14 protein-coding genes are annotated in these 10,469 nt (G+C 72.9%); 9 read left to right on the forward strand and 5 right to left on the reverse strand.

Annotated features, from left to right (window positions below; all coding sequences use genetic code 11):
* The first annotated feature begins 236 nt into the window (after positions 1–236).
* The 6 genes from ACIQ8J_RS18165 to ACIQ8J_RS18190 all read left to right on the forward strand — a co-directional run bounded on the left by ACIQ8J_RS18165 (position 237) and on the right by ACIQ8J_RS18190 (position 3,989).
* The gene (locus ACIQ8J_RS18165) at positions 237–542 is read left to right on the forward strand and encodes a hypothetical protein (protein ID WP_403272512.1); all 306 of its coding nucleotides are present in this window, start codon (positions 237–239) and stop codon (positions 540–542) included.
* A gap of 158 nt (positions 543–700) precedes the next feature.
* Positions 701–943 (forward strand): chaplin, encoded by a 243-nt coding sequence (locus tag ACIQ8J_RS18170; RefSeq protein WP_403272513.1) that lies wholly within the window; start codon positions 701–703, stop codon positions 941–943.
* A 168-nt stretch (positions 944–1,111) separates the two neighbouring features.
* Complete coding sequence (locus tag ACIQ8J_RS18175) at positions 1,112–1,612, forward strand: DUF5949 family protein (protein ID WP_403272514.1); 501 nt, start codon at positions 1,112–1,114, stop codon at positions 1,610–1,612.
* Between the two features lie 29 nt (positions 1,613–1,641).
* On the forward strand, positions 1,642–2,292 hold the full coding sequence (locus tag ACIQ8J_RS18180) for a vitamin K epoxide reductase family protein (RefSeq protein WP_403272515.1): 651 nt from the start codon (positions 1,642–1,644) through the stop codon (positions 2,290–2,292).
* A 307-nt stretch (positions 2,293–2,599) separates the two neighbouring features.
* On the forward strand, positions 2,600–3,136 hold the full coding sequence (locus tag ACIQ8J_RS18185) for a tyrosinase family oxidase copper chaperone (protein ID WP_403272516.1): 537 nt from the start codon (positions 2,600–2,602) through the stop codon (positions 3,134–3,136).
* Entirely contained in the window at positions 3,120–3,989 is an 870-nt protein-coding gene (locus ACIQ8J_RS18190) for a tyrosinase family protein (RefSeq protein WP_403272517.1), read from the forward strand. The genes ACIQ8J_RS18185 and ACIQ8J_RS18190 overlap by 17 nt, the downstream gene beginning before the upstream one ends.
* 99 nt (positions 3,990–4,088) lie before the next feature.
* On the opposite strand, the gene ACIQ8J_RS18195 is transcribed toward ACIQ8J_RS18190, so the two are convergent.
* From ACIQ8J_RS18195 to ACIQ8J_RS18215, 5 genes are all read right to left on the reverse strand, one after another.
* Complete coding sequence (locus tag ACIQ8J_RS18195; protein WP_403272518.1) at positions 4,089–4,388, reverse strand: chaplin; 300 nt, start codon at positions 4,386–4,388, stop codon at positions 4,089–4,091.
* A 133-nt stretch (positions 4,389–4,521) separates the two neighbouring features.
* Entirely contained in the window at positions 4,522–5,274 is a 753-nt protein-coding gene (locus tag ACIQ8J_RS18200) for a hypothetical protein (protein ID WP_403272519.1), read from the reverse strand.
* Between the two features lie 178 nt (positions 5,275–5,452).
* The gene (locus ACIQ8J_RS18205; protein WP_403272520.1) at positions 5,453–6,430 is read right to left on the reverse strand and encodes a glycoside hydrolase family 26 protein; all 978 of its coding nucleotides are present in this window, start codon (positions 6,428–6,430) and stop codon (positions 5,453–5,455) included.
* 235 nt (positions 6,431–6,665) lie between these two features.
* Complete coding sequence (locus tag ACIQ8J_RS18210; protein WP_403272521.1) at positions 6,666–7,931, reverse strand: cytochrome P450; 1,266 nt, start codon at positions 7,929–7,931, stop codon at positions 6,666–6,668.
* Positions 7,932–7,936: 5 nt separating this feature from the next.
* Entirely contained in the window at positions 7,937–8,215 is a 279-nt protein-coding gene (locus ACIQ8J_RS18215; RefSeq protein ID WP_403272522.1) for a hypothetical protein, read from the reverse strand.
* A 168-nt stretch (positions 8,216–8,383) separates the two neighbouring features.
* On the opposite strand from ACIQ8J_RS18215, the gene ACIQ8J_RS18220 reads away from it, so the two are divergent.
* From ACIQ8J_RS18220 to ACIQ8J_RS18230, 3 genes are all read left to right on the forward strand, one after another.
* Entirely contained in the window at positions 8,384–8,890 is a 507-nt protein-coding gene (locus tag ACIQ8J_RS18220) for a hypothetical protein (protein ID WP_403272523.1), read from the forward strand.
* A gap of 118 nt (positions 8,891–9,008) precedes the next feature.
* On the forward strand, positions 9,009–9,605 hold the full coding sequence (locus ACIQ8J_RS18225; protein ID WP_403272524.1) for a hypothetical protein: 597 nt from the start codon (positions 9,009–9,011) through the stop codon (positions 9,603–9,605).
* A gap of 255 nt (positions 9,606–9,860) precedes the next feature.
* On the forward strand, positions 9,861–10,154 hold the full coding sequence (locus tag ACIQ8J_RS18230) for a hypothetical protein (RefSeq protein ID WP_403272525.1): 294 nt from the start codon (positions 9,861–9,863) through the stop codon (positions 10,152–10,154).
* Positions 10,155–10,469 lie beyond the last annotated feature (315 nt).

The following is a 10,469-nucleotide window of genomic DNA, read 5'->3' on the forward strand; positions in this document are numbered from 1 at the left end:
CCACGAAAAGCGCCGGCCCCCGAAGGGACCGGCGCTTTCGGCTGCCTGGGATGGGCAGTATTCGCTCTCAACTGCCAACACCTGCCCCGCAATTCAAGGAATTTCATACGAGTATCGGCAGAGCATTCCGCATCGGCGCGCGGGGTCACACATATGAGTCCGAAAGGGTTTCTCCGCCGTCCGGGAGTCGTTACCCAAGGCGAAGCAGCGCAATGCATTCAGCGGAAGGAATGATGATGAAGTCCCTGAAGATTGCCGCGGCAGTCGCCGGTTCCCTCGCGGTCGCGGGCGCCGCGGCCCCGGCCTTCGCGCACGGTCACCTCACTCACCCCATGAGCCCGAACAGCGGGGTCGACTCGCTGGCCCAGCACCTCGCCACCGCGCCGGTGGCCGACGCCATGCCCATCCAGACCAACCTGCTCGACCCTCAGTCGAACGACTCGCTGCGGCACACGGTGGGAAGCGCCGCCCGGGGCCTCGGCGAGACCAGGGGGACGGCTCAGACGGGCCGGCTCCTCGGCGGCATTCCGCTGGGGCAGTGAGTTAGGAATGTGAACGGGAGTGTTACGGCAGTCAATTGACTGATCGTCATACCGTTCTGCGCTGTACGAGGGAAAGACAATAAACCCGGCGTGTTCGCTCCCGGCGGCTCCCGGTCGTTTGCCTACGCTGAGGCAACTCCCGAGTGGAAGGCTCCACCATGAACACCGCCAAGAAGACTGCTCTCGCCTTCGCCGCCGCCGGTCTCGCCGTGGGTGCCGCGTCCGGCGCCGCCTTCGCCGACGCGGGTGCGGAGGGCGCTGCCGTGAACTCGCCCGGCGTCGTGTCCGGCAACCTGGCCCAGGTGCCGATCCACGTACCGATCAACCTCTGCGGCAACACGGTGAACGTCATCGGCGCCGTGAACCCGGCGTTCGGCAACGCCTGCGCCAACGAAGAGTGACGTACCGCCCGCACAGGGCGATCGAGCGGCTCCGCGGACGGAGGATCCCGGGGCCGCTCCGCCATGTCCGGGGCGCCCCGATGTTCCGGTACATGCGTGAAGAACCGGTTGATCCACCTGGGTGACAGCTGCGCCGGGCTCGGCCCGGAATGTCGCTAGAGTCCCGCCATGACCTCAGCCGCCAGCGCCGTACAGCCTTCCAGGGCAGCCCTGTTGGGCACGCTCGCCGTCATCGCCTGGAGCGGCGGACACCCCGAAGAGGCCGAGCGTGTGCCCGTCCTCATGGCGTACTCCCTCGGTGACGGAATCGAGGGGCCCGAAGGCGCCGAGGCCGCTGCGCGGGCGCTCCTCGACGAGCTGGGCATGCCGGCCGGCAGCGTGCTCGACCAGGCCCGCGGGGCCGCGCTCCCGGTGACCCTCATCGTCCAGGGCGGCCAGGCCGTGCTGACCATGCCGTCGGTGACCGTCCAGTGCCCGGCGCCGCCCGAGTGGCTCGTCGCCGCCGGGCAGCGCGGCACGGTCCAGTTCATCTTCGCCACCCGCTCCTGGCCCGGGGGGAGGCCCGGAATCGCCGTCAGCGACGAGCAGTTGAGGGCGTTCGCGGGCGACGAGGACACCATCTCCACCGCCGGCCACTGCGTGCTCCCCGTCCGCCGCCTGCGCGGCTGAACCCTCACCGGACGACAACGGAGACAGCCATGCCCACCCCCGCGACACTCCAGCCGCCCGCGCCGGCCACCGCCTCGTCCGGCCCCCGGCGAGCGGGCGCCACCACGCTCGGCGGCAGCCGTGCCCTCGCCTGGCTGCTCGTCCTCACCGGGGTGGCCGGTCTGGTGGCCGCGTGGGTCATCACCCTCGACAAGTTCGCGCTCCTGGCGGACCCGCACTTCGTGCCGGCGTGCAGCCTCAACCCGGTGGTGTCCTGCGGCAACGTCATGAAGAGCAGCCAGGCCGCCGTCTTCGGGTTCCCCAACCCGCTGCTCGGGCTGGTCGCGTACGGCATGGTGGTGTGCGCCGGGGCGAGCCTGCTCGCGGGCGGGCGCTTCGGACGCTGGTACTGGCTCACGCTGAACGCGGGCGCCCTGTTCGGGGTCTGCTTCGTCAGCTGGCTGCAGTTCGAGTCGCTGTACCGGATCAACTCGCTGTGCCTGTGGTGCTGTCTGGCCTGGGTCGCCACGATCGTCATGTTCTGGTACGTCACCTCCTTCACCCTGCGCACCGGAGTGCTGCCCGCGCCCGGTTGGGCCAGGAGCCTGCTGTCGGAGTTCACCTGGGTGCTGCCGGTCCTGCACGTCGCGATCGTCGGCATGCTGATCCTGACCCGCTGGTGGGACTTCTGGACGAGCTGACGGCGGCGGCGCAGGAACGTTGGGCCGACCGTGTGAATCACGCGTGGGCCGCGATACGCCCGGCATCCGGAAGCGTTGACTCCACTGACCAGTCGCATGGTTGAGGACTCCCCGGGCCGTGCAGCCAGTACCGGCCCGGGGAGAGCCCACGTCACGGCCATGGCCGTTTCCTGTGACACCGGGCCTCGTTGAACCCGGCAGCAGACAAGGAGAGCGGACGCTTGGACGGGCCCCGGAATCACGCTGGTTTCCGGGGCCCACGCATGTGCCGGACCGGTCCGCGCGAGCGAGCACGAGGGAGACGCCCATGAACGACGCGACACACTTCTGGCACGCACGACGGACGGGCCGCACTCGCCCCCGGGGCCGCGCCCCCGAGCCCACCAGGCCCGGCACGCCCCCGCCGCGCATCTCTTGGCGCGTCGCCCGACGCGGTCTGCTGCGCGCCCTGTTCGCCTCGGCGACCGTCGCCTTCACCGGCACGGCGCTCTCCCGGATCCGGTCCGCCGCGCCCTACGGCGAGCCCGCGGGCGCCTCCGTACCGCGCTCGTCGGACCGGAACACGGGGTCCATGTTCGACGAGATGCACGCCGGACACCGCATCCAGGGCTGGCCGGCCGAGGCGGGCGGCACCGAGATCACCGTGTTCGTGGACGGGCGCCGGCTCACCCTGATGCGCCGCGCCGACGGCAGCTACCTCAGCTCCGTCGACCACTACGAGTCGTACGCCACCGCACAGGAGGCCGCCCGCGCCGCCGCGGCGGCGCTCGGTCCCGCCCGGCTCGCCTCCGTACCCGTGCACGCCGGCCACCAGGCAGGAGCAGCCCGTGGTGTACACGCGTAAGAACCAGCGCGACCTCACGAGCGCGGAACGCAGGGCGTTCGTCGATGCCGTCCTCGAACTCAAAAGGCGCGGCGGGTACGACGGGTTGGTGCGCACCCACATCGACTTCTACGTCTCCGACGGCGCCGACGGGCTGCGGGTGGCGCACATGACGCCGTCCTTCCTGCCGTGGCACCGCCAGTTCCTGCTCCACTTCGAGTGGGCCCTCCAGCAGATCAACTCCCGTGTCACCGTGCCCTATTGGGACTGGACGCGGGACAACTCGCCAGCCTCGTCCCTGTGGAGCGACGACTTCATGGGCGGCAACGGGCGCCGCGGCGACCTCCAGGTCATGACGGGCCCCTTCGCGTACGCGCACGGGAACTGGGAGCTCCAGGTCAATGTGACCGAAGGCCGGTTCCTGACCCGGGACATGGGCCGCCCCCACAGCCCCATCAGCCTGCCCACGCCCGCCCACGTCGCCTACGCCCTGGCCGATCCGGTGTACGACGTCGCGCCCTGGGACTCCACCAGCAGGACCGGCTTCCGCAACAAGATCGAGGGCTGGACCGCGGGTTCGGGCAGCGCCAAGTTCCGCAACCACAACCAGGTGCACCGCTGGATCAACGGCTCCATGCTGGGCGCGGCCGCCGTCAACGACCCCGTGTTCTGGCTCCACCACGCCTTCGTCGACAACCTCTGGTCGCGCTGGCAGGCCGCCCACCCCCGGTCGGCGCGCTACCTCCCGGCCGTACCACCGGCGCCGGGCGACCCGCAGCACGGCCGGGTGTCCGCGCTCGACGAGCCGATGCCGCCGTTCGGCGTGCGGCCCTCGGCCCTGCTCGACCACAGCGGGATCTACCGGTACGCCTGACACGGCGACGGCCTCCCGGAGGGAGAAGACCGGGAGGCCGTACGCGAGATCCGTGCCCGGCCGGGCCGTCGCGGTGGACGCCCGGCCGGATGCGGGGGACTAGTCCCCGTATCCGCCCTCGTGGTTCTCGCCGCCGTTGTTGCCGTGCTGCTCGTGGTCGTCGAGGTTGGCGCACCGGTTGCCGAACGCCGGGTTCAGCAGCCCGATGACGCTGACCGAGTTGCCGCACACGTTGGCCGGGACGTGGACCGGAGCCTGGAGCAGGTTGCCGGAGAGGACTCCGGGAGAGTGCGTCGCGACGCCCTCGGCGCCGGCGTCGGCAGCGGCAATACCCGCGCCGGCCAGCGCGACGACGCCCGCTCCGGCGACGACGGCGGCCGTCTTAGCGATACGAGACATCAAAGTTCTCCTTGAATGGACACGCGACCGCAGACTCGCAGTCGTCATTTCACTTCAACGTGTCGATCGGTCATAAGTAACGGACAGCCGCGTCCAAAACGATTCCGCACTGATTCTCGGTTTCCGCCCGCGGCTACTTTCCGCGCGAGACCCGCCGCGACAGCGCGACCGCCGCGGCCCCGGTGACGATCGCGCCGACGCTCAGCGCGCCGAGCAGCGAGGCGCCGGCGTCGGCGCCGGTGTGCGCGAGGTGCGGCGGCGCCGACGGCGACGGGCTCTCGCCGGGCGTCTCGGGCGGCGTGGTCGCGTTCGTGCTCGGCGGGGTGCTTTCCGGGTACGTCGGCGGCGATGTCCAGGACTCCGGGGACGAGGACGGTGACGAGGACGGGGGCTGGGTCGGCGGCGTCCATGTACCGGTCGACGTGCCGGTCGACGTGCCGGTCGACGCGCTGGTCGACGGGGTCGGCGCGGCCCAGGTCGCGGTGCCGGTCGGCGCCGTTGCCGCGGGGCTGCCGGGCGGGGCGGGGGCGTGCTCGGGCGGGGTGCCGCTCGGCGCGGGCGGGCTCGCGGTTTCGCTGCCGTGGCCGGACTCCGCGGTGCTTCCGTAGCCGTACTCCTGCGTGCTTCCGTAACCCGTCGGCGCGTGCTCGGCGCCCCGCATGCCGGCGCCGGGACGGTGTGCGGCGTGCGGCCGGGGAGCGGTCGCGGGCCCGGAGTACGAGCCGGATCCCATCCCCTTCCCGCAACCGGCGCTCTGCTCGCACGTGCCGTGCGGCGCCGCCGACGCGGGATGGCCCGCGGCGTAGGCCGCGTACCCCGTGCCCAGCGCGGAGACCAGACTCGCGACGATGGCGGCCCGCGCTGCGGGACCCGAGAACTTGTACATGCCTGCGACCCTTCTCAACAGGAAATCCGGAGGGGGATCAGATGTTGATACGCATAATTGGGATCCGCGCAGGCGCCGCCGCTCGACCACGCGAGCCGCGAAGGACAGACAACCCGTCCGGCGCAGCCCGCGCCCCCTGACAGCCCAGTGCCCGGCGAGGAATTGCCGCGCCGCCGATTCACGGAGCGCGAAAGGCCCGCGCCGCCTCGGGATGGCCGCCGCACTCCCACACCCCGTGCGGGCAGTAGTCGGTCAGCGTCTGGTAGACGGGCCGGAACGTCCGGAACCAGGCGGTCATGCCGCGGACGTACGCCGCGTCGTCCCCGTTGCTGAAGAGCCCCCACTCCGGATACGAGACCGGTTTGCGGTGCCGGGCGGCGAACTCCACCTGCGCGCGCAGCCCGTACGGCTCCTCGACCTGCGCGCGGAACGACATGCCCGCGGGCTGGTCGTAGGCGTCCATGCCGACGATGTCCACGAAGCGGTCGCCGGGGTAGCAGCGGGTCCACTCGACGGCGTCCCGGCCCCGGCTCGGCGCGAAGTCGAACCGGAAGCGCTGGCCCGGTACCGAGCGCATCGCCCCGGCGATCCGGCGCCAGTACGCCTGCCAGGCGGCGGGGTCGGGGCCGCACCGGTGGGTGTAGGTGGTGCCGTTCATCTCCCAGCCCAACACCACGACGGTGTCCGGGAGTTGAAGGCTCACCAGGCGTTCGGCCAGGGTCCGGAAGTGGCCGTCGAAGTCGCCCCGCGCGCCCTGCCGGAGCAGCTTTTGGACCTCCTCGTCGGGTAGCGGGTCCTCGCTGCGGTCCAGCATCGGCACATTGAGGACGAACACCCGGCCGGCGCGGCCGTGCTGCCAGTCGGACCAGGGGCCGAGCAGTCCCGGCGGCCCCTCGATCTCGCTCCAGGTACGGCCCGGCAGATAGGTGTGCCCCGCGCGCAGCGGCCCTTGGCCGCGCCACTCCTCGACCGCCGCGAGCCGGCCGATGCCGTCCTGATCGGACCCCGTGAAGACGCCCGCCGCGGTGCCGGCCGCGACGGGTTCTGGGGTCCGCCCCTCGAACCGGGGCCACTGGACCAGCGCCGAGAACAGCAGGACCAGCGCACACAGCGCGACCTTCCAGGAGGGCGGCGCGGCCCGGGGCGGTGGAACCATCGAGACCTCCACGGTCGGCCCGGAAGTGTGTCGGCGGACCCGGGCCGTCAGCGGCCGCGCTGGAGCGCCCCGCTCGGCGCGGCGACGCCGGAGGTGAGCGTCTCGGCGACCCTGCCCCGGCCAGGAGCAGGAGCGATGCCGCGGCGGTGGCGGCCCTGAGGCGGCGGTGTGCGTTCATGCCCGGTACGACGCGGCCTTCCCGGCGCAGGTACGCGCACCGCAGCACGCCCGGGAATCAGCCCTTGGTCACATCGAACGCGAAGTGCTGCTTGCGTACGCGGTGGTCGAAATTGGAGGTGCCGAGTTCGGGGGCGCCGAGCGTGCGCAGGACCAGCGGCCGGGTCAGCAGTTCGCGGAGCACGGCCTTGATCTCCAGTCGCGCCAGGTGCGCACCGAGGCAATAATGCGGGCCGCCGCCCCCGTATCCCAGATGCGGATTGGGGCTGCGGGTGATGTCGAAGACGTCCGGATCGGCGAAGACGGATGCGTCGCGGTTGGCGGACGCGTACAGGAGCATCACCTTGTCGCCGGGCAGGAAGGTGTGGCCCGCCATCGCGTAGCGCGCGATGACGGTCCGGCGGAACTGGATGATGGGCGTCGAATGCCGCACGATCTCGTCCACGGCGCCGTCCGCGTACCGATCGAAGTCCGAGACGAGCAAGGCGAGTTGACCGGGGTGGCCGGTCAGCAGTGCCAGGGCGTGGGCGATGGCGTTGCGGGTCGTCTCGACCCCGGCGACGAGCAGCAGCGAGAAGAACGAGCCGAGCTGGCGGTAGTTCAGCGCCTGGCCCTCCAGGTCGGCGCGGACCAGCGCCGAGATGAGGTCGTCGGTCGGACGGCGGCGCCGCTCGCGGCCGAGCCGGGCCACCGTCAGCTGCATCCGGGCCAGGGCACGCAGCCCCTTGCCGGGGCTCAGCAGCCGGGCGCCGAGGCCGCGCCGTACCCCGGCGTGCTCGGCGGCCCGGTCGATCTGCCGGGCGATCCTGCGCCGGTAGGCGTCGGGCACGCCGAGCATCGCGCAGATGACCTCGAACGACATCCGGGAGGCCACCGCCGACACGAACTCGCCGGGCCGCTCGGCGACCATGTCGTCCACGATGCGTACGGCCAGCTCGCGGATGCTCACCTCGGTGGCGGCGAGCAGGCGCGGGGTGAAGGCCTGCGAGACGATGCGCCGCAGCCGGGTGTGGTCGGCGCCGTCCAGGTTGACCATCGAGTCGCCGAACACCGTCCGCACCCAGCGCGCCGGTTCGGGCGAGGTGACCCCCGGCGCGCTGGCGAACACCTGCGGCAGCCGGCTCGCCTGCTGTACGTCGGCGTGCCGGACCAGGGCGTAGAAACCCTGCTCGGGACGGAGCCGGGTGGCCCGGCGCTCGACGAAGTACGCCGGACGCGGCTGCTCGCGCAACCGGGCGAAGCCCGCGAGGCGCCCCGCGGGGGGCAGCTTCCAGAATGCCGGGTCCGCGAGGTCGACAGCGGGGTCGCGCCAGGGGTCTGTCACGTTGATCAGCTGACCAGGGCGTGTCCGGCCCTCACCGCGTCACGGGCGGCCGCCATGGCTTCGTTCCCGGCCGTGACCTCGCTCTTCACGGCGGCCACCTTCTGGCCCACCTTGTCCCCGACGACGCGCTGCGCGGCGGGCTTGATCTGCGCGCCTGCCGCGCTCGCGGTCCGTGCGGTACCGCTCAGGGTGCCGCCGAGGTCGAGGGCGTGCGCGGAAGGGGACAGGGCGGCGGCGAGCGCGGTTCCGGCTGCGGCGGCGGCGAGGTATCGACGTACGTTCATGATGCCTACAACGCCCGAGCCGGGCCAAGGGCACGCCCGGTCAATTGCGCGCACCCCGTTTTCGACTTCGCGTTGCTGCAAGCAGGGGAACTTTGCAGTGATCCAGCCGCCGGGATCGTTCTTGCAGGACGACACGGCCGGGTAGGCCAGGGAAGGAAGAGAACATCCATGGGAATCACCTCACGTGCGGGACTGGCGAGCGTCATGGCGTGCATGGCGACCGCGGCGGCGGTGGCGCCGGCCGCGGCGACCCCGACCGTTCCGGTCGTCGTCCCCCTCGGCTATATGAACCCGGTCCTTCCGTTCGACGCCCCCACCATGAACGCGGCCTTTCCCGTGCCGCTCGTGATGCCCGGCGTGCCCACCCCCCCGCGCTATGTGCGGGGCAAACTCCTGCCGAAGAACATGGTCCCGTCCATCCCGATCGAGTCGGCGCTGCCGACCACCGACATCGGGGCGCCGCTGCCGGCCCCGCTGGGATCCGGCCCTCTCGGCAACGCCGCGCTGGCCAGCCCCGGCTCCGTGCTGCACGCCGCCACCCCCGGCGCCGACATCGGTGCCCCGCTCACCGCGCCGAACCCCGAGCGGCGCGGGATGCCCGCCTTCACCACGCCGGCGGCCGGCGTGATCGCGCCCGTGGTCCAGGGCGACCCCGCGGCCACCGCGAGCCTCTGAATCCCGGGGCGCCATCGTTCTCCAACTGGGCCCGGAACAAGGCGAGTTGGAGCCGCCGATCTCCGCCGGGCGCCCGTACCGCCGGCCCATCCCGCTTCGTACGCCCAGGAGTCCGCACATGCCCCGTACGTCCAGGAACGTCCTTGCCGCCCTGCTCGCCGTCACCGCCGTCGCGGCCCTCGGGGCCGGGGGTGCCTCGGCGATGCCGGATCCGCGCGACCCGGGCGCGGAGCAGACCGGGCCGCCGCCGTGGCCCGCGCCGGCGGACGCGTCCGCCGCGGTGCGCGAGGCCGGGCTGCCGATGCTGTCGTCCGAGGGCGTGGTGCAGCACACCCACACCCACCTGGACGTCCTGGTCGACCGGCGGTCCGTCACCGTCCCCGCCTCGATCGGCATCGACGAGCCGGGCGGCCGCATCAGCCCCGTGCACACCCACGACACCAGTGGCGTGATCCACGTCGAGTCGCCCCGCCCGGCGGTCTTCACGCTGGGCCAGTTCATGGCCGAGTGGCGGGTGCCGCTCGCCGCGGACCGCATCGGCGGCCTGCGTACCGGCAAGGGCCGCCATCTGACGGCGTACGTCAACGGCCGCAAGGTCGGCGGGGATCCCGCGGCGATCGTGCTGCGCGACCACGACGAGATCGCCCTGGTCGTCGCCCGGGACACCGACACCGGCTCCGTACCCAAGAGCTACGCCTGGCCGCCCGGTCTGTGACGACGCGGGGCGGGGGAGCACACCGGCAGAACGTTTCTCCGCATACGTCGTTGGACCGCGCGCAACAGGATCCGTGTCGCGGCACGGACCGCGCACCGGCAGCTCCCGCCCGGGGTTCTACTCCCCCCGGGCGGGAGCTGCTGCGCGTGACGGCCGTCCGGGTGCCCGCGGCCGGTTCCGGGCCCCCTGGGTACGCCTGTCGGGTGAGAGCGGGGGGCGGCCGTGTCCGGCGTTGTCGCGGCCCGTTGTGCAGGCGTGATCTCAACACGACGAATCGCCACAGTCCTTGCCGTCGCAGCCGGTGTCTCGGGTCTCGCCGCATCGGCGGCGAACGCCGCCGGCCCCCTCGACCGCATGGTCCCGCAGGTGAACCCGGTCAGCCAGCTCGACGCGCTCTCCACCAGGGGCATCCCCGCCGAGTACCGGGCCGAGTTCCCCACCGCCAGCAACCAGATGGCCGGGCTCAAGCACCTCAACGACCTGGGCCAGCTGCACCAGGTCACCGACCAGGCCGCCCCGGTGGCCAACCTGGTGCCCGCGGTGCACTGACGCACCCGCCCGGCCTGGACGCGACACGGGCGCGGGGGGGGGGGGGGGGGGGGGGGGGGGGGGGGGGGGGCGCGGGGGGGGGGGGGGGGGGGGGGGGGGGGGGGGGGGGGGCGCGCGGGGGCCGGCGGCGCGCCCCCCCCCCCCGCCCCCCGCGCCCCCCCCCCGCGGCCCCCCCCCCCCGCCCCGCCCGGCCCCCCCCCCCCCCCCCCCCCCCCCCCCCCGCCCCCCCCCCCGGGGGGGGCCCCCCCCCCCCCAAACCCCCGGGGGGCCGGGGGTGGAGCCCCCGAGGGGTCGGGCCTTCCCAACCCCGAGTCA

Source organism: Streptomyces sp. NPDC094147 (assembly GCF_044764265.1).
Taxonomy (GTDB): domain Bacteria; phylum Actinomycetota; class Actinomycetes; order Streptomycetales; family Streptomycetaceae; genus Streptomyces.